The organism is Neorhizobium puerariae (genome assembly GCF_042429745.1).
Lineage (GTDB): Bacteria > Pseudomonadota > Alphaproteobacteria > Rhizobiales > Rhizobiaceae > Neorhizobium > Neorhizobium puerariae.
The window spans coordinates 108,872-133,532 of sequence record NZ_JBHMAA010000004.1 but is presented as its reverse complement, the minus strand read 5'-3'; the positions used below and the strand labels follow the sequence as shown (position 1 = coordinate 133,532).

Here is a 24,661-nt window from a genome sequence, read left to right as displayed (position 1 = left end):
TTTTGTGCTTATTGCATTATTTTATATCATCTCCACCTTTCACGCTAGGCACTAAATAAGCCACCGCAAACTCTTCGAAGAAGTTCCTTCCAGGAAAGACCCGCAGGAGGAGAACGCATGTCCGAAGTCCGGGGTTCCCGCCGGTCGCGGGCCAACCCGACAAACGGCCTCTTTTCGCGAGCGAACCTCGTACCTGAAACCGTTTTCGACGCCCCGTTTGCGGGATCGTGTGCGGCATTTTCACACTTTTTTAACCGGAAGCCCATGCGGCGGGTCAAACTGGCACGAGAAATGCCTTGTCTCTATCATCCCGGAGGCGCGGCTCGTTCAGATGCCGCATCCTCAGGATGGCTCAACCATGAACATCACGGCCTGAGAGATAAAAAATGACCAAGTATAAGCTCGAGTACATCTGGCTCGACGGTTACACTCCCGTACCGAACCTGCGTGGCAAGACGCAGATCAAGGAATTCGACACCTTCCCGGCACTCGAGCAGCTTCCCCTCTGGGGCTTCGACGGTTCGTCGACCCAGCAGGCCGAAGGCCGCAGCTCCGACTGCGTGCTGAAGCCGGTTGCCGTCTATCCGGACCCGGCCCGCAAGAATGGCGTGCTCGTCATGTGCGAAGTCATGATGCCGGATGGCGTTACCCCGCATCCGTCGAACAGCCGCGCCACCATCCTCGACGACGAGGGCGCCTGGTTCGGTTTCGAGCAGGAATACTTCTTCTACAAGGACGGCCGTCCGCTCGGTTTCCCGGAACACGGATATCCGGCGCCGCAGGGCCCGTACTACACCGGCGTCGGCTTCAAGAACGTCGGCAACGTCGCCCGCCAGATCGTCGAGGAACATCTTGAGCTTTGCCTGGAAGCCGGCATCAACCACGAAGGCATCAACGCCGAAGTGGCCAAGGGCCAGTGGGAATTCCAGGTTTTCGGCAAGGGCTCCAAGAAGGCCGCCGACCAGATCTGGATGGCGCGCTACCTGCTCCTCCGTCTCTGCGAAAAGTACGAGATCGATGTCGAATTCCATTGCAAGCCGCTCGGCGACACCGACTGGAACGGCTCGGGCATGCATTGCAACTTCTCGACCAAGTACATGCGCGAAGTCGGCGGCAAGGAATATTTCGAAGCGCTCATGGCAGCCTTCGAAAAGAACCTGCAGGCCCATATCGACGTCTACGGTCCGGACAACCACATGCGCCTGACCGGCAAGCACGAAACGGCGCCGTGGAACAAGTTCTCCTACGGCGTCGCCGACCGTGGCGCTTCGATCCGCGTCCCGCATTCCTTCGTCAACAACGGCTACAAGGGTTACCTTGAGGACCGCCGTCCGAACTCCCAGGGCGACCCCTACCAGATCGCTTCCCAGGTTCTGAAGACGATTTCGGAAGTTCCGGTCTCCAAGGCCGCTGCCGCCTGATCGACGGACGACCGACCAAGACGGAAACGCCGGCCCGAGGCCGGCGTTTTTCTTGATAGATGCATAGTCCTGCGGGACCGGTGCGTCATGCTTTCCGAAATCGCCCCGATTCCCGGGCCGGAATCGCCGGAGCCTTCGGGTCAGTCCTTGGCCGACCTCAGCCCGTTCATGTAGAGCTGTTCGAGGAAGCGGGCCGCATCTTCAAAACGCCCCTCGCCCGCATAGCTCTGCCCGAGCACGGCGCGAACCTGAACGTCGAAATCCGCATAATGCTGTGTTGTCGCCCAGATCGAAAAGATCAGATGATAGGGATCGCATCTGGCGATTTTCCCCGCCCGCGCCCAGGCGCGGATGACGTCCGCCTTCTCGTCCACCAGTTCCTTGAGCGGCCCCTTCAGCTCCTCCTCGATATGCGGCGCGCCCTGCAGCACTTCATTGGCGAAAAGCCGGCTTTCGCGCGGGAAATCGCGAGCCATCTCAAGCTTGCGGCGGATATAGGAACGAATCTCCGCTTCGGGATTGCCGTCGGCGTTGAAGGCCCGGAGCGGCTCCAGCCAGGTGAACAGCACCCGGTCGATCAGCGCCCTGTGGATCGCCTCCTTGGTACGGAAATAATAGAGCAGGTTCGGTTTCGACATGCCGGCGGCATCGGCAATCTGGTCGATCGTCGAACCGCGGAACCCGCTGGAGGAAAAGACATCGAGCGCCGCTTCGAGAATGCGCTCCTCCTTTTCCTCCTGGATGCGCGTGCGCCTCTGCGTCTTCGCCGCCCGTGGTATGGCCATCCGATACCCCGCCCCTATCTACATATCTCGACCGCGCCACTTGCCACCCGGAATTTCCTCTGGCTTTTCGTGATTTTCGGCTTGAGTGGCGGCGCGGAAATTGTAATGTTTTACCAACCGGTCAAATTATCGGCAACAAGCAAAACAAAGCAATGCCGATCTTCGCCCGCCCGGGCGGACAAGACCGAGGGGAACGAAAGCATGCCGCCCGCGACGGGCGGAGCATAAACAGGTGAGGACAGGAAAATGGTGGCAGCACCCGGCGAGAACTTGCGCGTCAACGGCGATCGCCTGTGGGATTCCCTCATGGAAATGGCGAAGATCGGCCCCGGCATTGCCGGCGGCAACAATCGCCAGACGCTGACGGACGAGGATGGCGAAGGCCGACATCTCTTCAGGAAATGGTGCGAGAGCGCAGGCATGACCGTGGGCGTCGACAAGATGGGCACCATGTTCGCAACCCGCGCAGGCACCGACGCGGACGCGCTGCCCGTCTATGTCGGCAGCCATCTCGACACGCAGCCGACCGGCGGCAAATATGACGGCGTGCTCGGCGTGCTCGGCGCACTGGAAGTCGTGCGCACCATGAACGACCTCGGCATCAGGACGAAGCACCCGATCGTCGTCACCAACTGGGCGAACGAGGAAGGCGCGCGCTTCGCGCCCGCCATGCTGGCCTCCGGCGTCTTCGCCGGAGTACATTCCCTGGAATATGCCTATGGCCGGAAAGACCCGGAAGGCAAGACCTACGGCGAAGAGCTGAAGCGCATCGGCTGGCTCGGCGACGAAGAGGTGGGCGTCCGCAAGATGCACGCCTATTTCGAGTACCATATCGAGCAGGGACCGATCCTGGAGGCGGAAAACAGGCAGATCGGGGTCGTCACCCACTGTCAGGGCCTCTGGTGGCTCGAATTCACGTTGACCGGAAAGGAAGCGCATACCGGTTCGACGCCGATGGACATGCGGGTCAATGCGGGCCTTGCCTTCGGCCGCATCGTCGAAATGGTGCAGGACGTGGCGATGAGCGAGCAGCCGGGCGCCGTCGGCGGCGTCGGCCAGGTCTTCTTCTCGCCGAATTCCCGCAACGTCCTGCCGGGCAAGGTGGTCTTCACCGTCGATATCCGCACGCCCTCCCAGGAAAAGCTCGACCGCATGCGCGCGAAGATCGAGAAGCAGGCGGCCGAGATCTGCGAGCCGCTTGGCGTCGGCTGCTCCGTCGAGGCTGTCGGCCATTTCGATCCGGTGACATTCGATCCGGTGCTGGTCGGCCGGGTGCGGGAGGCCGCGGAAAAGCTCGGCTACAGCCACATGGACATCATTTCCGGAGCGGGCCATGACGCCTGCTGGGCGGCCAAGGTCGCACCGGCGACGATGATCTTCTGCCCCTGCGTCGGGGGGCTTTCCCACAACGAAGCCGAGGAAATCTCCAGGGAATGGGCCGCTGGTGGCGCCGACGTGCTCTTCCATGCCGTGCTGGAGACGGCGGAGATCGTTGGATGAAGCTGGATGAGTTTGTGAAACAAACTTTGTTGGACATAACCAACGGTGTCGTTCAGGCGCAAAACGAGGCCTTGCTCTTTATCGCTCCAGGGACAGTCGAAGGCGAGGTCGTCAAGCAACCGCAAAACGTGAAGTTTGAGGTAACAGTTTCGGTAAGCAAAGAGGTCGGAGGCGGGATCAAGGTCTTCACCTTGGGCGATGCAAAAGCCCAAGGTAAATCCGAAAGTACCAACAAGCTGACATTTGAAGTGCCGGTCTATTTCAATGCGCCGACACCGAGAAATCCAAAACACTTCAGCAAAAAATCGGTAAGTCTAAGGGATTCGGAGGTACGTAAATGACCACAGTCATCAAGGGTGGAACCATCGTCACCGCCGACCTGACCTACAAGGCGGACGTCAGGATCGACGGCGGCAGGATCATCGAGATCGGCCCGAACCTCTCCGGCGACGAGGTGCTGGACGCGGCCGGCTGCTACGTCATGCCGGGCGGCATCGACCCGCATGTGCATCTCGAAATGCCGTTCATGGGCACCTATTCCTCCGACGATTTCGAGAGCGGCACCCGCGCCGGGCTTGCCGGCGGCACGACCATGGTGGTGGACTTCTGTCTGCCCGATCCCGGCCAGTCGCTGCTGGATGCCCTGAAACGCTGGGACAACAAGGCGACCCGCGCCAACTGCGATTATTCCTTCCACATGTCCGTCACCTGGTGGGGCGAGCAGGTCTTCAACGAGATGAAGGCCGTCGTCCTGCATCACGGCATCAACACCTTCAAGCATTTCATGGCCTACAAGGGCGCGCTGATGGTGAACGACGACGAGATGTTCGCCTCCTTCCAGCGTTGCGCCGAACTCGGCGCCCTGCCGCTGGTGCATGCCGAAAACGGCGACGTGGTGGCCGCCATGCAGACCAAGCTGATCGACGAAGGCAACGACGGGCCCGAAGCGCATGCCTATTCCCGTCCCGCCTCCGTCGAGGGCGAGGCGACCAACCGCGCCATCATCATCGCCGACATGGCCGGCGTTCCGCTCTATGTCGTCCACACCTCCTGCGAACAGTCGCATGAAGCGATCCGCCGCGCCCGGCAGAACGGCATGCGCGTTTATGGCGAGCCGCTGATCCAGCACCTGACGCTCGACGAAAGCGAGTATTTCAACAAGGACTGGGACCACGCCGCCCGCCGCGTCATGTCCCCGCCCTTCCGCAACAGGCAGCACCAGGACAGCCTCTGGGCGGGCCTCGCCTCCGGCTCGCTGCAGGTGGTGGCCACCGACCATTGCGCCTTCACGACGGACCAGAAGCGTTATGGCGTCGGCGACTTCCGCAAGATCCCGAACGGCACCGGCGGGCTTGAAGACCGCATGCCGATGTTGTGGACCTATGGGGTGGCGACCGGCCGCATCACCATGAACGAGTTCGTGGCGGTCACCTCCACGAATATCGCGAAAATCCTCAACATCTATCCGAGGAAAGGAGCGATCCTGGTCGGCGCAGACGCTGATATCGTCGTCTGGGACCCGAAGCGTTCGAAGACCGTTTCGGCCAAGAACCAGCAGTCGGCGATCGACTACAACGTCTTCGAGGGCAAGGAGGTGACGGGCCTGCCTCGCTATACGCTGACCCGCGGGGTCGTCGCCATCGAGGAATCCACCGTCAAGACACGCGAAGGCCATGGCGAATTCGTGAAGCGCGAGCCGTTCCAGGCGGTGAACAAGGCGCTCTCGACCTGGAAGGAACTGACCGCGCCACGCAAGGTGGAACGCACCGGCATCCCGGCAAGCGGGGTCTGATCCCCATGCGTGGCCGCCTCCTTTCGACGGCCGTCTCCCTGGCCGCGCTTTCCACCACGGCGATTGCCGATCCGCTGCCCATCAAGGGCAGCTACGGCAACAAGGAAGGCTGCGCCTACGCCGGGACCGGCGAGAGCCCGAGCTCCGACGACTTCTTTCTCCTGACCCCGGAGGCGATGACCACGGCCGCCGCCTATTGCGAGATCAGGAAGGTTCTGGCGGTCGAAGGCAGGAACTTCATCGCCACCGTTTCCTGTCAGGCCGAGGGCGAGGAAGGCGAGAGCGAAGACACGGCGAAAGTCACCTTCAGTTCCAGGGGCTATACGATCGGGCTGGCTTCCGATCACGACATCCAATGGGGGCCTCTGCCGCTATGCAGATGACGTCACGCCGGTACGATCTTGTCGAGTTCTGGCAACAGCACGACGCTCTCCTGTTCGTTCGGATCGGTGCGCGCGATCACCGCCGTGCAGGGCGTGCTGGAAAGATTGGCGGGCAGATGCGGCACGCCGGCCGGGATATACATCAGCTCGCCGGCATGCAGCACGACGTGGTTTTCCAGCCGGTCGCCGTACCAGGTATGTGCCGAACCGGAAAGCATGTAGATCGCCGTCTCATGGGATTCATGCAGATGGGCCTTCGCCCTCACGCCCGGCGGTATGGTCAGGAGATGCATGCAGATGCCCCTGGAGCCGACTGTCTCGGCAGCTATCCCTTGAAAGTAACTCAGCCCCTGCTTGCCGTCATAGCTGGCATCGGGCTTCACAACGCGGCAGGTGGGTTTTGATGCGGTATCCATTGCCATATTCCTCCATAGGGCGGGATCTTCCTTCAGAATACCACGATCCGGCACCTTGCGGAGAGAGGCCCGCATTCCTGAAAACCGCCGGCCCCATGGCCGGTCTCCAGCATGGACGCTATCCGAAATGTCGTTGAACGCCGCCCCCTTTTCCGTCGTTTCCGCCAGAAAGCTGGGGCTCACCTTCGAGACCGGCGACGGGCCGGTGCATGCGCTCTCGAATGTCGACCTGGAAGTCAGGAAAGGAGATTTCGTCTCCTTCATCGGCCCCTCCGGCTGCGGCAAGACGACCTTCCTGCGCGTCATCGCCGACCTTGAGAAGGCCACTTCAGGGGACATCACCGTCAACGGCATGACGCCGGAGGGGGCACGCAAGTCGCGCTCCTACGGCTACGTGTTCCAGGCGCCCGCGCTCTATCCCTGGCGGACGATCGAAAAGAACATCGCCCTGCCGCTGGAGATCATGGGTTATTCGACGGCCGACCGCGCGAGCCGTATCGAACGTACGCTCGACCTCGTCAACCTTTCCGGCTTCGGCAAGAAATATCCCTGGCAGCTCTCCGGCGGCATGCAGCAGCGCGCCTCGATTGCCCGGGCCCTGGCTTTCGATGCCGACCTTCTGCTGATGGACGAGCCTTTCGGGGCGCTGGACGAGATCGTCCGCGACCATCTCAACGAACAGCTCCTGAAGCTCTGGGCACGCACGGAAAAGACCATCTGTTTCGTCACCCACTCCATTCCGGAGGCGGTCTACCTGTCGACCAGGATCGTCGTCATGTCGCCGCGTCCCGGCCGGGTGACGGATGTGATCGAATCGACGCTGCCGAAGGAGCGGCCGCTGGAAATCCGCGAGACGCCGGAATTCCTGGAAATCGCCCACCGCGTGCGCGAGGGGCTGAGGGCGGGGCACAGCTATGAGGAATAGCATATCGGCCTGCGGTGAACTCCGTCGAAAGGACTTCGCATGAAGCCCGATACCCTCGCCCAGCGCATCCTCCCGGTCCTCGCCATTCTCCTTGTCATCGTCGCGATCTGGTATGTCGGCGCCTATTTCATGAATGCGCCCTTCCAGCGCGATCTCGACCGGCGCGGCAACGTGACATCCACGACGGGCGAATTCATCGCCAGGACGATGTCGCAGCCGAAGCCCGTCCTGCCGGCGCCCCACCAGGTGGTCCAGAACCTATACGAAAACACGTTCCTGCGCCGCGTCACGTCCAACCGCAGCCTCGTCTACCATGCCTGGGTGACGCTCTCCTCGACGGTGGCCGGCTTCACGTTCGGCACGCTTCTCGGCATCCTGATCGCCGTCGGCATCGTGCATGTAAAGGCGCTCGACCGCAGCCTGATGCCGTGGATCATCGCCTCGCAGACCGTGCCGATCCTGGCGATCGCGCCGATGGTCATCGTCGTGCTTGCGGCGGTCAACGTCACCGGCCTTGTCCCCAAGGCGCTGATCTCGACCTACCTTTCCTTCTTTCCGGTAGCGGTCGGCATGGTGAAGGGCCTCCGCTCGCCGGAGCTCATCCAGCTCGACCTGATGCGGACCTACAACGCCAGTGCGGGCCAGACCTTCTGGAAGTTGCGCGTGCCGGCCTCCATCCCCTTCCTGTTCACGTCGATGAAGGTGGCGATCGCCGCAAGCCTGGTCGGCGCCATCGTCGGCGAGCTCCCGACCGGCGCGGTCGCCGGCATCGGCTCGAAACTGCTGGCCGGCTCCTATTACAGCCAGACGATCGACATCTGGGCCGCGCTGATCGCCGGTTCCGTGCTCGCGGCATTGCTGGTGACGATCGTGGGCATCGTTGCGAAGATCGTCGACCGGGCCATGGGCGGGAGGCCGGCATGAGCCTGATCGCCCGGTCCTGGCAGGGAACGCTTGCCCTCCTCCTCTGTCTCGCCGCCCTGGCGTCCCTGCCCCTGCTAGCCCCGGAGGCACCCTCACCCTTCGGCGCAGGCTCGCTGGCCGTGATCTTCATCCTCGTCGCCGGCGGTGCGCTCCTTTCCTTCACCGGGCTCCAGGCCCCCATTCTCGCAGCAGCCCTGTTCTTCAGCGCCCATTTCGCCACATGGCTGCTGATCGGCGGGCTTTCGGGAAACGAAGGGCATGCCACCCTCGCCTTTTTCCTGCTTGTGGCGGCGAGCTGGCTTCTCGCCTGGCGCAGCGTCGCGGTTCTTTCCGCCATCAGGGCGCGCTCGAAGATGGCCGATACCTGCCTGCGGCTCCTCATCCCGGCGATCTTCGGCGCCTGGATACTGATCCTCTGGGAGGCGGTCACCCGCGGCGCCGACATTCCCTTCATCCTGCTCCCCCCGCCTTCCGCGATCGGGGCGCGCATTGCAGGCTCGCTCGCCATCCTGTGGGCCGACGTTCGGCAGACGATCTTCAAGGCGGTGCTGATCGGTTATGTGGTCGGCTGCGTGTCGGGTTTCGCCGTGGCGATCCTCGCCGACCGCTTCGCTTTCCTGCGTCGCGGCCTCATCCCGATCGGAAACATGGTCTCGGCCCTGCCGATCATCGGCGTCGCGCCGATCATGGTCATGTGGTTCGGCTTCGACTGGCAGTCGAAAGCAGCCGTCGTGATCGTCATGACCTTCTTTCCGATGCTGGTGAACACCGTGGCGGGCCTTGCCATGGCCGGCGCGATGGAACGCGACCTGATGCGCTCCTACGCTTCGGACTACTGGCAGACGCTGGTGAAATTGCGCCTGCCGGCCGCCATGCCCTTTGTCTTCAATGCGCTCAAGATCAACTCGACCCTGGCCTTGATCGGAGCCATCGTGGCGGAATTCTTTGGCACGCCGATCGTCGGCATGGGCTTCCGCATCTCGACCGAGATCGGTCGCATGAACGTCGACATGGTCTGGGCCGAAATCGCTGTTGCGGCACTGGTCGGTTCGGTTTTTTATGGTGTCGTGGCACTCGCGGAAAGAGCAACGACATTCTGGCATCCGTCTAACCGTGGCGGTTAGGCGCTTAAAATCCGGCCACGAACCAACGGGGCCGGCAAAACCACAGAGGGAAACGACAATGAAGAAAATCATGATGGCATTGATGGCGGGCGCGTTCTCGCTTGCTGCAGCCCAGGCGATGGCCGCCGACAAGGTCACGCTCCAGCTCAAATGGGTGGCCCAGGGCCAGTTCGGCGGATATTTCGTCGCCAAGGACAAGGGCTTCTATGAAGCGGAAGGCCTCGACGTCACCATCAAGCCGGGCGGCCCGGATATCGCCCCGGAGCAGGTGATCGCCGGCGGCGGCGCCGACGTGATCGTCGACTGGATGGGCGGCGCGCTCGTCGCCCGCGAAAAGGGCGTGCCCCTCGTCAACATCGCCCAGCCCTTCCAGAAATCCGGCCTGCAGCTCATCTGCCCCAAGGACGGCCCGGTGAAGGCGGAAGCCGACTTCAAGGGCCACACGCTCGGCGTCTGGTTCTTCGGCAACGAATATCCGTTCTTCGCCTGGATGAACAAGCTCGGCCTCAAGACCGACGGCGGCAAGGACGGGGTTACCGTGCTGAAGCAGAGCTTCGACGTGCAGCCGCTCGTCCAGAAGCAGGCGAACTGCATCTCGGTCATGACCTATAACGAATACTGGCAGGCGATCGACGCCGGCTTCAAGCCCGAGGACCTGATCGTCTTCAACTATACCGCCATGGGCAACGACCTGCTGGAGGACGGCCTCTATGTCATGGACACCAAGCTCAAGGACCCGAAATTCAAGGAGACCATGGTCAAATTCGTGCGCGCTTCGATGAAGGGCTGGAAATATGCCCTGGAGAACCCGGAAGAGGCCGCCGGGATGGTCATGGACAACGGCGGCCAGGACGAGAACCACCAGAAGCGCATGGTGGGCGAAGTGGCCAAGCTGATCGGTACCGGCAAGCTGGACATGGCGACCTACGACCGCACGGTGAAGGCGCTGCTCGACCAGAAGATCATCAACAAGAAACCGGAAGGCGCCTACACTACCGAAGTTACCGATGCCGCATTGAAATAATAATCGCGCATTGTTCACCTGGAGAGAACGCACGCCCGGCGGTCGTGCGTTCTCCGAAATTTTCTTATACAAAATATAACCAAAAGTCATTTATCCCATAACGAGCACGGATTGATTTGTGCGACGCAAACACGTAAAAGTTCTGCACTGAATGAATCTTTCGCTGCCGGTCTTGTAACCGTTTTATGCGGTTCCCACCTTGATCCGGGGTTATCGTGCGCTGGAGGGGGCGCGACGAGGCCGGACAGGCTCCCAGCGAGATGTTTGCCCCTTACAGTCAGGTCGGACGTAGTCGCATGTTTCGCAAGTTCCCGAAGTCTGCCGGTATACCGGCTCTCCTCCTCGCGCTTGCCGCGAGTTCTGCCCTGTCGCAGGAAGCGGCGCCCCCGGCGGCCGCAACGCCGAATCTGCCTTCCATCGTCGTCACCGAGGCGGTGACGAAGCCGCTCGTCGACCGCGTCATCGCCACCGGCACGATCAAGCCCGTCGAGGAAGTCCATGTGCAGCCGCTCGTTGACGGCCTTTCGATCAGGACGCTCAACAACGACATCGGCGATGAAGTGAAGGCCGGCAGTGTGCTGGCGACACTGAATGATGATGCGCTCATCCTGCAGAAGAGCCAGTACGAGGCCAACAAGGCAAAGGCCGAGGCCGCCGTCGCCCAATACAAGGCGCAGGTGATCGAAGCGCAGGCCAATCTCGACGATGCCACGCGCCAGCGCGACCGCACCAAACGGCTGAGCCAGAGCGGTACGAGCACGGTCTCCCAGCTTGAACAGGCGGAAGCCCTCGTGGACGTGCGGCAGGCACAGCTGAATGCCGCAAGACAGGCGGTCGCGGTCGGCGAATCGGATATCAAGGTCGTGGACAGCCAGATCGAGGACGTCGACCTGCGGCTTGCCCGCACCGGCGTGAAGACGCCGGTTGCCGGCGTGGTCTCGGCACGCGATGCCAAGGTGGGCGCGATCGCAAGCGGCAACGGCAATCCCCTCTTCACGATCATCAAGGACGGCGCGATCGAACTCGTCGCCGATCTTTCCGAAACCGACATCCAGAAGATCAAGGTCGGACAGAAGGCGGCCGTGGCCGTGGCCGGCGCCAGCAAGAAGATCGACGGCAAGGTGCGCCTCGTCTCTCCGACCGTCGATGCCTCCACCCGTCTCGGCTCGGTCCACGTCGTCATCGACGACGAGAGCGGAGCCCGCGCCGGCATGTATGCGAGCGCCGAGATCGTCATCAGCGAGACCAGCGCGCTGGCACTGCCCCTTTCGGCCGTCACCACCAGCCGCGGCGGCTCCACCGCCCGCAAGGTCGAGGACAACGTGGTCAAGCAGGTGAAGATCGAAACCGGCATCCAGGATGGCGGCTTCGTGCAGGTTGTCAGCGGTCTGGAAGCCGGCGATGTCGTCGTCGCGAAGGCTGGCGCCTTCGTCCGGGACGGCGATCGGATCGCGCCGGTTCCGGCCGAACCCGACACCATTTCCAACTGAGGCGCGAACCGAGGTCCAAGAGGTAAGTCCCCATGAACTTCTCCGCATGGTCGATCCGCAACCCGATTGCGCCGCTGCTCGGCTTCGCTCTGCTGCTCTATGTCGGCATCCAGTCCTTCTACGCGCTGCCGATCACCCGTTTCCCGAACATCGACGTTCCGGTCGTCTCGATCACCGTCACCCAGAGCGGCGCATCGCCCGCCGAACTCGAAATGCAGGTGACCAAGGAGATCGAGGACGCCGTCGCCTCGATCAGCGGCATCGACGAGATTCAGTCGACCGTGACCGACGGCCAGTCGCAGACCGTCGTGGTTTTCCGCATCGAAAAGCCGACCGAAGAGGCCGTGCAGGACACCAAGGACGCGATCGACAAGATCCGCAGCGACCTTCCCGCAGGCATCGAGGAGCCGGTCGTCACCAAGGTGGATGTCGAAGGCCAGGCGATCCAGACATTCGCGGTCTCCTCGCCCAACATGACGCTCGAGGAGCTTTCGTGGTTCGTCGACGATACGGTGAAACGCGCCCTGCAGGGCCAGCCCGGCATCGGCCGCATCGACCGTTACGGCGGGGCCGACCGTGAAATCCGCGTATCGCTCAATCCCGCCAAGCTCGATGCCTATGGCATCACCGCGGCGGACGTGAACCAGCAGCTGCGCGGCACCAACGTCGATCTCGGCTCCGGCCGCGGCCAGGTGGCCGGCAACGAGCAGACGATCCGCACGCTCGGCGACGCCCGCAACGTGGCGCAGCTTGCCGACACGTCGATCACCCTGCCCAACGGCCGTTTCGTAAAGCTCTCCCAGCTCGGCGTCGTCACCGACACCTACGAGGAGCAGAAGTCCTTTTCGCGCTTCAACGGAACGCCGTCCGTGACCTTCGCGGTCTTCCGCGCCAAGGGCGCCAGCGAAGTGTCCGTGGCCGAGACCGTTGCAAAGAGTCTCGACGAGGTCCGCAAGGCCAGTCCGAATGTCGCCATCGAAATGGTCGACGACTCCGTCTACTTCACCTACGGCAACTACGAAGCGGCCATCCACACGCTCATGGAAGGCTCGATCCTTGCCGTTATCGTCGTCTTCCTCTTCCTGAGGAACTGGCGCGCAACGCTGATCGCGGCGGTCGCCCTGCCGCTCTCAGCCATCCCGACCTTCTGGATCATGGACCTCATGGGGTTCTCGCTGAACCTCGTGAGCTTCCTGGCCCTGACGCTCGCAACCGGTATCCTGGTCGATGACGCGATCGTCGAGATCGAGAACATCGCGCGGCACATCAAGATGGGCAAGACGCCCTACCGGGCGGCGCTGGAGGCCGCCGACGAAATCGGCCTCGCCGTCATCGCGACGAGCTTCACGATCATCGCTGTCTTCGTGCCCGTGTCGTTCATGCCGGGCATTCCGGGCCAGTATTTCATCCAGTTCGGCCTGACTGTCGCCTTCTCCGTGTTCTTCTCGCTGATGGTGGCGCGCCTCATCACGCCGCTGATGGCCGCCTATCTGATGCGCGCCGAAGACGGCATGGAAGACCATCACGACAACGACGGCCGCCTGATGAAAGCCTACACGCGGCTCGTCACCGGCACGACCCGCAAATGGTACTGGCGTTATACGACGCTGCTTGCCGCCATCGCTTTCCTCATCGGTTCGATGGCGCTGCTCGCGCAGGTTCCGGGCAGCTTCCTGCCGCCGGACGATTCCTCGCGCGTGGTGCTCTCGGTCGAACTGCCGCCGAATGCGACCCTTGAGGAAACCGCCGCCGCCACGGACAGGATCTATGACGCCCTGCACGATATCGACGGCGTGGAGAGCCTGTTCATCCTGGGCGGCGCCTCGCCCAAGGGTGACCTCGAACTGCGCCGCGCAACCGTGCGCGTCATCCTGCAGAATATCGACCATTCGCTGGTGAAGACGCTCGTCAACAAGGGGCTCGGCTCGCTTCCCGTGATCGGCGGCTATCTGCCCAAGATAAAGGAAAACGGCCGCACCCGTCCGCAATGGGATGTCGAGAAGGATATCTTCGCGGCCGTCCGCTCCCTTCCGGATATCCGCATCTCCAAGGTCAACGACCGTGCGGAGCGCGATCTCTCGTTCAACTTCCTTTCGAAGAGCGAGGATGATCTCAACGACGCGGTCAGCCTACTGGAATCGAAGCTGCGCGCCTCGCCGATCCTTGCCAACGTCTCCTCGGAGGGTGGCCTTCCCCGTCCGGAACTGCAGATTCGTCCGCGCATGGACCAAGCCTCCCGCCTCGGCATCACGCCCCAGCAGATCTCCGAGACGGTACGCGTCGCCACGATCGGCGATATCGATGCCAACCTTGCCAAGATCTCGCTGGACGACCGGCAGATCCCGATCCGGGTACAGGCTTCGCTCGATGTCCGGCGCGATCTTGCCGCCATTCGCGCGCTGAAGATCAAGACCGCGGCCGGCGCGACCGTGCCGCTCTACAGCGTCGCCGACATCGACTATTCGGAAGGCCCGAGCTCGATCAAGCGCAACAACCGCAACCGCGTCGTGGCGATCGGCTCCGACGTTCCGTTCGGTACGGCGCTCGATACCGCGACGGCGGAGTTCAAGCGCATTGTCGATGAGACCGAACTCCCCAGGACCGTGCATCTCGCCGAAAGCGGCGACGCCAAGGTGCAGGCCGAAATGACGCAGAGCTTCGGCAATGCCATGCTGCTCGGCCTGATGCTGGTACTTGTGGTGCTGATCCTGCTCTTCAAGGACGTGATCCAGCCGTTCACGATCCTGTTCTCCCTGCCGCTCGCGATCGGCGGCGTGGCGGCGGGCCTGATCGTCACCCAGAATGCGCTCTCCATGCCGGTGCTCATCGGCATCCTGATGCTGATGGGTATCGTCACCAAGAACGCCATCCTGCTCGTGGACTTCGCCATCGAGATGAAGCGGCACGGCCTGGAACGGGTCCATGCCATGGTGGAGGCGGGCCGCAAGCGCGCCCGGCCGATCATCATGACCTCGATCGCGATGTCGGCGGGCATGCTGCCGTCCGCGCTCGGCGTGGGCGAAGGCGGATCATTCCGGGCGCCCATGGCGACCGCGGTGATCGGCGGCATCATCGTCTCGACGGTGCTCTCCCTCGTGGTCGTGCCGTCGTTCTTCCTGATCATGGACGATCTCTCGCGCCTGCTCGGCAAGATCTTCGGACGCATGGTCGGCAAGAAGGAAGACGAGGATTTCGGCCTTTCCACCGAGGAGCTCAGCAAGGAAGCCCACAAGAATTCCCAGTCGATCGCCTCCCTGGAAGACCGCCTCAACCAGATCGAGCGGCAGACCAGCGCCAACGACGACCGCTCGTCCGGCGCCCAGACGGGCAACAAGGTGCTCCGCCTTCCGCCGATGGCGGCGGAATAGCAGTCCCTCTTTTTTAATTCCGTTTCTGCAGCGCCGGGCCTTCGGGTCCGGCGTTTTTCATGATAGCGCCGCGCGCCCTTCATGACCCGCAGGAAAAGATCGCGCCGTAACTCCTTGATTCCGCACATCGCACGCCCCGAGATCACGTCCGATTTCCAGGCCGGCGCCATAGCTCGCAAAGATTGCAGAAAAATCCACCGGATTTGATCGGCGTCAAACACGGCTTTCATAAACTTGTTATTTTAGCATTATTGGGAATGCGTAGCGGCTCAAGCGATGGAAGAGACGACGGAAATGATGAATAGCAATCTCAAGCTCACCAGTCGGGATCGGGCGGTGCTGATGAAGACGCCTTTCCTGGCCGGATTGGGCGGCAATTCCCTCGTCCGGATGTTCACGAACATGACCGTGGTGAGCCTTCCGACGCGCAAGACGATTTTCCGCGAAGGAGAGCAGGCCGACGCCTTTTACTGCGTCCTCAGCGGTTATGTCCGGCTTTACCGGTTGAACCGGGAAGGCCGTGAGGCGGATGTCCGCATCTGCGCTCCGGGCGACACCTTCGCCGAATGCCTGCTCTATGGCGGCACGAAATATCGCTACCACGCCCAGACGGCCGAAGCGACGACGCTTGCGCGATTTGACATCCAGGAAGTGCGGGACCTGGCGGAACAGGAAACAGACATCGCCAAGGCGATCATGACATCCCTGTCGCGTCATCTCCTTTCGACGATGGAATGCATCGCCAACGACAGGTTGCATACCGCGCCTCAGCGGGTGGCGAACTACATCCTCGCCCGCTGTCCGGTTGACGGCGGGCCGGCCTCCATCCGCTTGCCTTTCCAGAAGAGCCTGCTTGCGGGCATGCTGGGTCTGGCTCCGGAAGCCCTCTCCCGCGCCTTCTCCAGTCTCCGGAAAATCGGCGTCACGGTGCGCGGCCGGGTCATCCAGGTCGGAGACGTGAACGCATTGCGAAACATCTGAAAAACTGAAACGAGGCGAGTTCGGATTGGCGGGTCCGACTTTCCCTGGCGCATGTCGCATGCCACAGGCGGGTGGCCGCGATATGCAGAAAGGCCGGTGGCTATCGGGAGCCGCCGGCCTTCTTTTTTGTCAAAGCCCGCCCTGTTCCTTCAGGAACCGTACCACATGGTCCACGCCTTCGCCTCGCTTCAGGTCCGTGAAAAGATGAGGCTTCGCCTCGCGCATGCGGTGGGCGTCGCGGTCCATGACGTCGAGGTCCACCCCGACGTAGGGGGCCAGGTCCTTCTTGTTAATGACCAGAAGATCGGATCGGGTGATGCCAGGCCCACCCTTGCGGGGAATCTCCTCCCCCTGACAGGTGGAGATCACGTAGATCGTGATATCGGCGAGATCCGGCGAGAAGGTGGCCGCCAGATTGTCGCCGCCCGACTCGATGAACACCACGTCGAGATCCGGAATACGTTCGTTGAGGCCCGCTATCGCCTGGAGATTGATCGTCGCATCCTCGCGGATGGCGGTATGTGGGCAGCCGCCCGTCTCCACACCGACGATGCGGTCGGAAGAAAGCGCCTGCATCCTGACGAGCGCTTCCGCATCCTCCTTGGTATAGATGTCGTTGGTGACGACCGCGACGGAATAGTCTTCCCGCATCGCCTTGCAGAGCTTCTCGGTCAACGCGGTCTTGCCGGAACCCACCGGTCCGCCGATGCCGACACGCAAGGGGCCATTCGCCGATTTCATGTGTGGTGGTCCTTTCCAATCTTCACGGAGAGCTTAAGCCCGCTTTCAGGAGCGGAAAAGCCGGGAATGCTGCGTTTCGTGCCGGAGCGACGCCAATTCCGCATGCACCGCGGCTCCGCCGAGATCGTCAAGCGTCGCCTGCGCTGCACGCTCCGCGGTCTCCCCTATCAACGCCTCCAGACCGGCAAGGATCGCCACGCCATCCGCCTGTCCCGTAACCCCGAGCCGGATCGCGGCCGAAACGGCCTGTGAGACGGCCGCATGCAGATAGGCGGCAAGCGCCTGTCCGGGCGGAATGCCATGCGCGGCCGCCACCGCGCCGACGGCGACCGGAAATGGCACATCTGCCGGCAGGCGGTCGAGAACCGGATGCGGCCAGGCGGACGCCGCAACGACGAAGGCCTTGCCGAGCGACGCCGTCTCCGCGAATCGTTCCGCCGAACCGGCCAGCGCCAAGCCCAGGGCAGCGACCTCCTTCAGCGCGGCTTCGTCCTCGAACCGCCGCCCCGCTTCTGCAAACAGCACGGCATCGTTCCACAGGGAGCCGTGGCGCATCAGGATTAGGAGCCAGCCGGCAAGGTTTGCGGCATCCTTCACCAGACCGTCGAACACGGCCCGCTCCAGCCCGCCCGACCAGGAGAACCCGCCGATCGGGAAAGCCGGGGAAAGCCAGGCCATCAGCCGGAGCAGCGCCTGGGTGTCGACGCCCTGGTTCATGCAGGCTCAATCGTGCGAGTGGTGATGGTGATGATCATGTCCGTGCGAGTGCCCATGCCCGCCATGCGAATGATAGGCGCCCCGGGCCGGCTGGAACGGCTCCTCGATCTCCCCGACGGCCGCACCGAGCCCTTCCAGCATGGAGCGTATCACATGGTCGCGCAGGATAAGGATGCGGCCTTCCTCGATCTGGGCCGAGAGGTGGCGGTTGCCGAGATGCCAGGCAAGCTCGATCAGGTGCAGCGTGTCGCGCGCCTTCACCTCGAAGAGTTTTTCAGGGGCTGCCCGCACCTCGATCGTATCGCCATTGTCGAGCACCAGCCGATCGCCGTGATGGAAAAGCACCGCTTCCTTCAGGTCGAGCATCACCATGTCCCCGTTCGAGAGATGCAGCAGCTTGCGGCGCAGATGGCGCAGGTCATGCGGCAAGGTCACGATGTCCACGGGCGGATCGGTGACGACGCCGGCGGGATGATAGGAATGGATGTGCTGCATTGGGAACTCGCCTGCTGCCAAAACCGCATCATCGCGAAGCTTTCCGCCATCGGCAAGGCCGCTCCTTCGCGGAACCGACAAAAAACCCGGACTTGCGCCCGGGTTTTGAACAAAGGTGCAAGAAGCGGCAATCAGGCAGCGATCTTCGCCGACTTCAGATGTTCCAGAATGTTCTGCGGAGAGGAAACGCCGTAGGGATCGCTTTCGCAATTGTCGGAATAGCCCTCTTCCTCGAACCACTGCTCGACGAGGCCGTTGTTGATGACGGCGGCATAACGCCACGAACGCATGCCGAAGCCGAGATTGTCCTTGGCGACCAGCATGCCCATCTTGCGAGTGAATTCGCCCGAGCCATCCGGAATGAGCTTGACGTTCTCAAGGTTCTGGCTTTTGCCCCAGGCATTCATGACGAAGGCGTCGTTGACGGAGATGCAGTAGATCTCATCAATGCCTTCGGCCTTGAATTCCTCTGCAAGCTTTTCGAAATCCGGCAACTGGTAGGTCGAGCAGGTCGGCGTGAACGCGCCCGGAAGAGAGAAGAGCACGACACGCTTGCCGGCGAAATAGTCTGCGGTCGTCTTGTCTTCCCAACGGAATGGGTTCGGACCGCCGATCGACTCGTCGCGCACGCGGGTCCGGAACGTCACATCGGGAATACGTTTTCCAATAAGCATGACTTTCAACTCTCCTGAAATGTCGGAAGAACAGGCGGCACGAAAACCGCCGCAATGAGACGGAAAAACGCTAGCGCAAAATCTCTTGCAGCGCAGCATGAAAGGCCGGCCGCATAGCTGCCATGCACGTCGTGCATACATGAATCGGGTGACGTGGCCGAAAAGCCGGTCGATCGCCCGGCTCCCCGTGGCCGGGGTTTACCGGCCTCAGAACAGGAAATAACGCTGCGCCATCGGTAGAACCGTCGCCGGCTGGCAGGTCAGCAGCTCGCCGTCCGCCCGCACCTCGTAGGTTTCCGGATCGACCTCCACATGAGGCGTGGCCGAATTGTGGATCATCGAAGCCTTGGAAATACCGCCGCGGACGTTCCTGACCGCAACCAGCTTCTTGGCGACGCCGAGACGCTGTGCAAGGCCGGCATCGAGCGAAGCCTGCGAAACGAACGTGACCGAGGAACTGGTCCTGAGCTTGCCGTAGGCCGCGAACATCGGCCGGTAATGCATCGGCTGCGGGGTCGGGATCGAGGCGTTGGGATCGCCCATCGGCGCTGCCGCGATCGAGCCGCCGAGCAGCACCATTTCCGGTTTCACGCCGAAAAATGCCGGGTTCCACAGGACCAGATCGGCGCGCTTGCCCACTTCGACTGAGCCGATCTCATGGGAAACGCCATGGGCTATCGCCGGGTTGATTGTATACTTCGCGATGTAGCGCTTGACGCGGAAATTGTCGTTGTCGCCGGCCTCCTCCTTCAGGCGTCCGCGCTGGCGCTTCATCTTGTCGGCCGTCTGCCAGGTGCGGATCGCCACTTCCCCGACACGGCCCATGGCCTGGCTGTCGGAAGAGATGATCGAGAAGGCACCGATATCGTGCAGGATGTCCTCCGCCGCGATCGTTTCCTTGCGGATGCGGCTCTCGGCAAAGGCAATGTCTTCCGGAATGGAGGGCGACAGGTGATGGCAGACCATCAGCATGTCGAGATGTTCGGCGAGCGTATTGACCGTATAGGGCCGGGTCGGATTGGTGGACGACGGGATGACGTTCGGCTGGCCGCAGACCTTGATGATGTCGGGCGCGTGGCCGCCGCCGGCGCCTTCGGTATGGAAGGCATGGATCGTCCGGCCCTTGATCGCCGCAACGGTATCCTCGACGAAACCGCTTTCGTTCAACGTGTCGGTATGGATCATCACCTGCACATCGAACTGGTCGGCAACCGCAAGGCAGTTGTCGATCGCCGCCGGGGTAGTGCCCCAATCCTCATGCAGCTTCAGCGACGAGGCGCCGGCGAGGATCATCTCCTCCAGCGGCGCGGGAAGCGAGGCATTGCCCTTGCCCGCCAGAGCCAGGTTCATCGGAAAGGCGTCGAAGCTTTCGATCATCCGCTCGATATGCCACGCGCCGGTGCAGGTGGTGGCGAGCGTTCCGTGCGCGGGACCGCTGCCGCCGCCGAGCATGGTCGTAAGCCCGCTCATCAGAGCCTCTTCGATCTGCTGCGGGCAGATGAAATGGATATGCGCGTCCATGCCGCCCGCCGTCAGGATCTTCCCTTCCCCGGCAATCGCCTCGGTCGAAGGGCCGACGATGATGGTGACACCCGGCTGCGTGTCCGGGTTGCCGGCCTTGCCGATCGCATGGATGCGCCCGTCCTTCAGGCCCACATCAGCCTTGTAGATGCCGGAGTGATCGACGATCAGCGCATTGGTGATGACGGTGTCGACCGCCCCTTCCGCCCGCGTCGCCTGGCTTTGGCCCATGCCGTCCCGGATGACCTTGCCGCCACCGAACTTCACCTCTTCGCCATAGGTCGTGAAATCCTTCTCGACCTCGATGAAGAGTTCCGTGTCGGCAAGGCGTACCTTGTCGCCCACGGTCGGGCCGAACATGCTGGCATAGGCGGCGCGGGACATCTTGTAGGGCATGGTCGGTCTACCTCTGGAATACGGTCGCTTGCAGCAATGGAATTTCGGTCGGCACGGGCGTCAGTTCCCCATGTTCCTGGTCAGCTCTTTCAGCTCGGCCGTTCGCTTGCGGGTCAGATCCGCCTGGCATCCGTAAATGAGCTGCGGCTCCATCGTCCCGCCCCGCGCCTGATAGCCATAGGACGCACATTGAGCGTCGCGATAGGCGACCCAGGCGCGCTGTGCCTTGACAAGCGCATCTTCCGCGCCCTTGAAACTGGCCTCGGCATCCGCATCCCATTTCTTCATGACCTTGCGGGCCTTCTGATACTCGGCGTTGAGTATCTTGTCGGCGGCATTCAAATCCTGCTCTTCGCAATAGGTCATTTCCATCTGCGTTATCGGGTTCTTGCAATCAGGCTTCGGTTCCTGGGCAAGCACCGGCACGGCGGAAAGCGCCAGAAAGAGAGCGGCAATCGTAATCTTCACAATGCACCCATGATCTGCTGCTGGAAACCAAAGACGGCACGTTTTCCCGAAAGCGGGATCAGCGTGACCTGCCGGGTCTGGCCGGGTTCGAAACGCACCGCCGTGCCGGCCGGTATGTCGAGCCGCATGCCGCGCGCCTTCTCCCGGTCGAAGGAGAGGCCGTTATTGGTCTCGAAGAAATGATAGTGGCTGCCGACCTGAACCGGCCGGTCACCGGTGTTGGACACCTCGACCGTGATCGTCGGAGCGCCGGAATTCAGCTCGATTTCGCCTGCGGCGGCAATGACTTCGCCCGGAATCATGAATCAACCTCCCAATCGCTTAACGTATCGGTTCATGCACGGTGACGAGCTTGGTGCCATCGGGAAAGGTCGCTTCCACCTGCACGTCGTGGATCATCTCCGCGATCCCCTCCATGACCTGATCGCGGGAAACGACATGCGCGCCTGCTTCCATGAGATCGGCGACGGAACGGCCGTCACGCGCGCCTTCCACGACGAAATCGGTGATCAGCGCGATCGCTTCGGGATAGTTGAGCTTGACGCCGCGCTCCAGCCGGCGGCGGGCGACGATCGCCGCCATGGCGATCAGCAGTTTGTCTTTTTCTCTGGGCGTCAGATTCATGAAAGCACCGCGTTCGACTTCAGATGTTCCAGACTTTCGGCACTGGCGCGCCGTTACGCAATACGGAAATTGCCGGTACCAGGATTTTCCTAAGGTCAAAGCCGGTCGGTGCCACGAGGCGCGCGATCAGCTTGCCGTTCCAGTGGCTGGCTCCGCCAGTCCACAGGCTTGCTCCTCCGGACGTGCCATCCAGGCATGCCCACAGCTTCGGGAAAAGCACCTCGGCAAGCGGCCCCGAATAGAAGAGCGTCGCAAAAGCGACCTGTCCGGACAGCACGGCGGCGGCCTGGGAAAGCCGCTCGATCTCTCCTTCGAATTTCATCTCCTCAGCATGGATCAGCCGGCCGGCGCGGCGCACCCGCCAGCGGTCGCGGAAGAGGCCGCCGCGCACCGCCTCGCCCATCGCCTTGCGGCCGAGCAATACGGCTTCGACGGCCAGGAATTCGGAGGTTTCGGCAAGATCGACGTCAAGCCGGCGCGTCAGCGAAGCCTGGTCGAAAAGAATGGTTTCCTGGGGAAGCCAATGCAGACTGGCGTCTTCGCCGACCGTGATATGGGTGGAGACGGAAGCCGTGCCGGCGGCGGCCTTGTAGATCTTCTCATTCGCCTGAGTGGTGACCGAAAGCTTCGTGGAGGCCGCGGCGGCGACGGACCATTCGATCACGTCGCCGCCCGTCAGTCCCCCTGACGTATTGATGAGAATCGCCTCCATTTCAGGCGAAAATGTTTCCGGAAGGCGTATTTTTGCGCAGCCTTCCTGGAAGAATTCGGCAAGCCTCGTCCGCTCGCCGAACGCCTTGGTCACAAGGCGTCCTGCCCCCCTTGCACGCTGCGGCGCGTATCGATCGGCTGGTTGCTGTTGCACGTCGTCCCCTGAAGATCGGCTTGCTTTCCGCAATCCGATGCAACAGCCGTGCCAGACTTGGCGGTAGCGGGAGCGGCGGTGGCGATCACATCGGTGCTGTCGGCCTTGCTGAAGAACTCCCACATCCGTGACGCCGGATCAACATTCGGATCGAAGGCCGGCTTGACGGCCGTAACCGCAGCCACCTTGGTGACGCCTGCGGCGCCTTCTCTCGCCGCGGTCAGCACGGCCTCCGTGGCGGGCGCCGGCCTCGGCCAGACATGCGTACCGTTGGCGAAAACATAGGATGCGATGCGCGCACCGTTCTTGCATGCGCCATAGAGGCTGAACGTCACGTCATCCACCGTCTTCGGATCGCCGTTGCCTTTGCAGCCATCGAGTTCGGTCCAGCGCTGAACGGCAATCTTGAAACCGTATTGCCAGTAAGGCCCGCCGCCGCCGGCATAGGGGTTGGCGTCGTCCTTCACACCCGCAAACGCCATGATCGAGATCGGCCGGGCGGGATTGCAGTTCGCCTGCTCGGGCAGCCACTTGCCGTCGACCTCCATCGGCCGGCCGGCGCGCAGGGAATGCACGAAGCCCGCGGCGGCAAATTCGTCATGGCCGGAGCAGAGATAGGCCGACAGCATCCGCCCTCCGCCCGAATAGCCGGAGGCATAGATGCGCGCCGAATCCACGCAGAACTCCTCCTTGGCCTCTTCCACCGCGTCCTCGATGAATTCGATCTCGTCAAGACCGCCCGCCTGGGTGGTCACATAGGGCACGTTCCAGGCATAGGTGCCGGTGGAATTGCCGGGCAGGCTGCCCTGGAGCGCCATGACGATGAAGCCGTTCTTCTCCGCGACCTTGTCCCAGGCGCTCCTGTTCAACTGTCCCCGGGGATTGCTGTGGCTGCCATGGAAATCGAAAACGACCGGAACCTTGTCCTTGCCGCTATAAGATGAGGGAATGAAGAAGACGGCCGACCGGGCGACGCCATCGCTCTCGATGGTCATCGGGTGAAGTCCCGGCTGCATGGGCAGGCCGCATCCCGCTGCAAAGGCATTGCCGGTCATGGTGCCTAAAAAAGTCGTGGCGCCTAAAAAAACCGCCCCTGCCGCGAACAAACGGGCAAGAGCAGGACTGGAAGAGATACCGGCAACGCGAACGAAATCCATCAGCGCCTCATCATGGGTGCAAGAGGTGTATCAACAATGTGCGGGTGTTTGCTTCAAACGCCGCCTTGGTAACACATATCAGCCCATGATGAAACGCACGAAATGCTGCGACGCGATACAAACATTCACCAGTAAAAACAGCGGGTCACACCGTCAGGTGCCGCCTGGCTTCCGGCGTATCCAGCGTCTCGGCAGCCCCTTCATGCACGATCTCGCCGCGATCCATGATGTAGACCTGATCCGCAAGCTCCCGGCAGAAATCGAGATACTGTTCGACAAGAAGGATGGCCATGCCCGTGGTGTCGCGGAGATACCGGATCGCCCGGCCGATATCCTTGATGATCGACGGCTGGATACCTTCGGTCGGCTCATCCAGCACGAGGATCTTGGGGCGGGTGACCATGGCGCGGCCGATCGCAAGCTGCTGCTGCTGGCCGCCGGAAAGGTCTCCGCCCCGCCGGCCGAGCATCGATTTCAGCACCGGAAACAGCGAGAATATCTCGTCGGGGATGAACCTGTCCCTGCGCGCAAGCGGCGCATAGCCGCTCTCCAGGTTTTCCTGCACCGTCAGCAGCGGGAAGATTTCACGCCCCTGCGGCACGTAGCCGATGCCATGCTTGGCGCGAGCGTAAGGGGGAAGTCCGTTCAGGACCTCGCCCTGAAAGCTGATCGTGCCGCCGCTCACCGGATGCTGTCCCGTCACGGCGCGCAGCAGCGAGCTCTTGCCGACACCGTTGCGGCCAAGCACGCAGGTGATCCTGCCCATCTCGGCGTTAACCGAAACGCCTCGCAGCGCCTGCGCCGCGCCGTAGTGAAGATTGACGTTGTTGACTGTCAGCATGCCGCACCTTCCCTGGCCCCGTCATGGGA

At 62.3% G+C, this 24,661-nt stretch carries 25 protein-coding genes; 12 read left to right on the top strand and 13 right to left on the bottom strand.

Annotated features, from left to right (window positions below; genetic code table 11):
* The first annotated feature begins 386 nt into the window (after window positions 1–386).
* A complete protein-coding gene (locus ACFFP0_RS02795; protein WP_377255821.1) occupies window positions 387–1,421 on the top strand; it encodes a glutamine synthetase beta-grasp domain-containing protein in 1,035 nt (344 codons plus the stop codon).
* A gap of 140 nt (window positions 1,422–1,561) precedes the next feature.
* Here ACFFP0_RS02795 and ACFFP0_RS02790 read toward each other — a convergent pair whose 3' ends face one another.
* On the bottom strand, window positions 1,562–2,206 hold the full coding sequence (locus ACFFP0_RS02790) for a TetR family transcriptional regulator C-terminal domain-containing protein (protein WP_377255817.1): 645 nt from the start codon (window positions 2,204–2,206) through the stop codon (window positions 1,562–1,564).
* Between the two features lie 246 nt (window positions 2,207–2,452).
* Here ACFFP0_RS02790 and ACFFP0_RS02785 point away from each other — a divergent pair, with 246 nt between their 5' ends.
* The 4 genes from ACFFP0_RS02785 to ACFFP0_RS02770 are packed head-to-tail and all read left to right on the top strand — an operon-like array spanning window position 2,453 to window position 5,881.
* Window positions 2,453–3,706 carry a Zn-dependent hydrolase gene (locus tag ACFFP0_RS02785; RefSeq protein ID WP_377255814.1) on the top strand — a complete coding sequence of 418 codons (1,254 nt, stop codon included), beginning with the start codon at window positions 2,453–2,455 and terminating at the stop codon, window positions 3,704–3,706.
* On the top strand, window positions 3,703–4,047 hold the full coding sequence (locus ACFFP0_RS02780) for a hypothetical protein (protein WP_377255811.1): 345 nt from the start codon (window positions 3,703–3,705) through the stop codon (window positions 4,045–4,047). The genes ACFFP0_RS02785 and ACFFP0_RS02780 overlap by 4 nt, the downstream gene beginning before the upstream one ends.
* Window positions 4,044–5,498, top strand: a complete 1,455-nt coding sequence (hydA, locus tag ACFFP0_RS02775) for a dihydropyrimidinase (RefSeq protein WP_377255809.1) — start codon at window positions 4,044–4,046, stop codon at window positions 5,496–5,498. Before ACFFP0_RS02780 ends, hydA begins: the two co-directional genes overlap by 4 nt.
* 5 nt (window positions 5,499–5,503) lie before the next feature.
* Window positions 5,504–5,881, top strand: a complete 378-nt coding sequence (locus tag ACFFP0_RS02770) for a hypothetical protein (RefSeq protein WP_377255806.1) — start codon at window positions 5,504–5,506, stop codon at window positions 5,879–5,881.
* Window positions 5,882–5,883: 2 nt separating this feature from the next.
* Here ACFFP0_RS02770 and ACFFP0_RS02765 read toward each other — a convergent pair whose 3' ends face one another.
* Window positions 5,884–6,297, bottom strand: coding sequence for a cupin domain-containing protein (locus ACFFP0_RS02765; protein ID WP_377255800.1), 414 nt, complete (start codon window positions 6,295–6,297; stop codon window positions 5,884–5,886).
* A gap of 127 nt (window positions 6,298–6,424) precedes the next feature.
* On the opposite strand from ACFFP0_RS02765, the gene ACFFP0_RS02760 reads away from it, so the two are divergent.
* From ACFFP0_RS02760 to ACFFP0_RS02730, 7 genes are all read left to right on the top strand, one after another.
* Window positions 6,425–7,222: an ABC transporter ATP-binding protein gene (locus ACFFP0_RS02760; protein WP_377255796.1), complete on the top strand. Its 798-nt coding sequence runs from the start codon at window positions 6,425–6,427 to the stop codon at window positions 7,220–7,222.
* 39 nt (window positions 7,223–7,261) lie between these two features.
* A complete protein-coding gene (locus ACFFP0_RS02755; RefSeq protein WP_377255793.1) occupies window positions 7,262–8,146 on the top strand; it encodes an ABC transporter permease in 885 nt (294 codons plus the stop codon).
* Window positions 8,143–9,270, top strand: coding sequence for an ABC transporter permease (locus tag ACFFP0_RS02750; RefSeq protein WP_377255790.1), 1,128 nt, complete (start codon window positions 8,143–8,145; stop codon window positions 9,268–9,270). The genes ACFFP0_RS02755 and ACFFP0_RS02750 overlap by 4 nt, the downstream gene beginning before the upstream one ends.
* A 58-nt stretch (window positions 9,271–9,328) precedes the next feature.
* Complete coding sequence (locus ACFFP0_RS02745) at window positions 9,329–10,294, top strand: ABC transporter substrate-binding protein (protein WP_377255787.1); 966 nt, start codon at window positions 9,329–9,331, stop codon at window positions 10,292–10,294.
* 296 nt (window positions 10,295–10,590) lie between these two features.
* Window positions 10,591–11,784: an efflux RND transporter periplasmic adaptor subunit gene (locus ACFFP0_RS02740; RefSeq protein WP_377255784.1), complete on the top strand. Its 1,194-nt coding sequence runs from the start codon at window positions 10,591–10,593 to the stop codon at window positions 11,782–11,784.
* Between the two features lie 32 nt (window positions 11,785–11,816).
* Window positions 11,817–15,152 (top strand): efflux RND transporter permease subunit, encoded by a 3,336-nt coding sequence (locus ACFFP0_RS02735; RefSeq protein ID WP_377255781.1) that lies wholly within the window; start codon window positions 11,817–11,819, stop codon window positions 15,150–15,152.
* Window positions 15,153–15,449: 297 nt separating this feature from the next.
* On the top strand, window positions 15,450–16,133 hold the full coding sequence (locus ACFFP0_RS02730; protein WP_377256039.1) for a Crp/Fnr family transcriptional regulator: 684 nt from the start codon (window positions 15,450–15,452) through the stop codon (window positions 16,131–16,133).
* A gap of 129 nt (window positions 16,134–16,262) precedes the next feature.
* Here the strand turns inward: ACFFP0_RS02730 and ureG are convergent, their stop codons facing one another.
* The 11 genes from ureG to urtE all read right to left on the bottom strand — a co-directional run bounded on the left by ureG (window position 16,263) and on the right by urtE (window position 24,632).
* Window positions 16,263–16,874, bottom strand: a complete 612-nt coding sequence (gene ureG, locus ACFFP0_RS02725) for an urease accessory protein UreG (RefSeq protein ID WP_377255778.1) — start codon at window positions 16,872–16,874, stop codon at window positions 16,263–16,265.
* A gap of 45 nt (window positions 16,875–16,919) precedes the next feature.
* Window positions 16,920–17,591, bottom strand: a complete 672-nt coding sequence (locus tag ACFFP0_RS02720) for an urease accessory protein UreF (RefSeq protein WP_377255775.1) — start codon at window positions 17,589–17,591, stop codon at window positions 16,920–16,922.
* Between the two features lie 6 nt (window positions 17,592–17,597).
* Window positions 17,598–18,086: an urease accessory protein UreE gene (gene ureE, locus ACFFP0_RS02715; RefSeq protein ID WP_377255772.1), complete on the bottom strand. Its 489-nt coding sequence runs from the start codon at window positions 18,084–18,086 to the stop codon at window positions 17,598–17,600.
* A 131-nt stretch (window positions 18,087–18,217) separates the two neighbouring features.
* Window positions 18,218–18,760 carry a peroxiredoxin gene (locus ACFFP0_RS02710; protein ID WP_377255769.1) on the bottom strand — a complete coding sequence of 181 codons (543 nt, stop codon included), beginning with the start codon at window positions 18,758–18,760 and terminating at the stop codon, window positions 18,218–18,220.
* A 207-nt stretch (window positions 18,761–18,967) separates the two neighbouring features.
* Window positions 18,968–20,677, bottom strand: coding sequence for an urease subunit alpha (gene ureC, locus ACFFP0_RS02705; protein WP_377255766.1), 1,710 nt, complete (start codon window positions 20,675–20,677; stop codon window positions 18,968–18,970).
* A gap of 60 nt (window positions 20,678–20,737) precedes the next feature.
* The gene (locus tag ACFFP0_RS02700; protein WP_377255762.1) at window positions 20,738–21,145 is read right to left on the bottom strand and encodes a lysozyme inhibitor LprI family protein; all 408 of its coding nucleotides are present in this window, start codon (window positions 21,143–21,145) and stop codon (window positions 20,738–20,740) included.
* A complete protein-coding gene (locus ACFFP0_RS02695; protein ID WP_377255759.1) occupies window positions 21,142–21,447 on the bottom strand; it encodes an urease subunit beta in 306 nt (101 codons plus the stop codon). The genes ACFFP0_RS02700 and ACFFP0_RS02695 overlap by 4 nt, the downstream gene beginning before the upstream one ends.
* A gap of 19 nt (window positions 21,448–21,466) precedes the next feature.
* The gene (locus tag ACFFP0_RS02690; RefSeq protein ID WP_377255755.1) at window positions 21,467–21,769 is read right to left on the bottom strand and encodes an urease subunit gamma; all 303 of its coding nucleotides are present in this window, start codon (window positions 21,767–21,769) and stop codon (window positions 21,467–21,469) included.
* Window positions 21,770–21,788: 19 nt separating this feature from the next.
* Window positions 21,789–22,634, bottom strand: a complete 846-nt coding sequence (locus ACFFP0_RS02685) for an urease accessory protein UreD (RefSeq protein ID WP_377255752.1) — start codon at window positions 22,632–22,634, stop codon at window positions 21,789–21,791.
* Window positions 22,571–23,629, bottom strand: coding sequence for a CE1 family esterase (locus ACFFP0_RS02680; RefSeq protein WP_377255749.1), 1,059 nt, complete (start codon window positions 23,627–23,629; stop codon window positions 22,571–22,573). Before ACFFP0_RS02680 ends, ACFFP0_RS02685 begins: the two co-directional genes overlap by 64 nt.
* Window positions 23,630–23,936: 307 nt before the next feature.
* Window positions 23,937–24,632 carry an urea ABC transporter ATP-binding subunit UrtE gene (urtE, locus tag ACFFP0_RS02675; RefSeq protein WP_377255746.1) on the bottom strand — a complete coding sequence of 232 codons (696 nt, stop codon included), beginning with the start codon at window positions 24,630–24,632 and terminating at the stop codon, window positions 23,937–23,939.
* Window positions 24,633–24,661 lie beyond the last annotated feature (29 nt).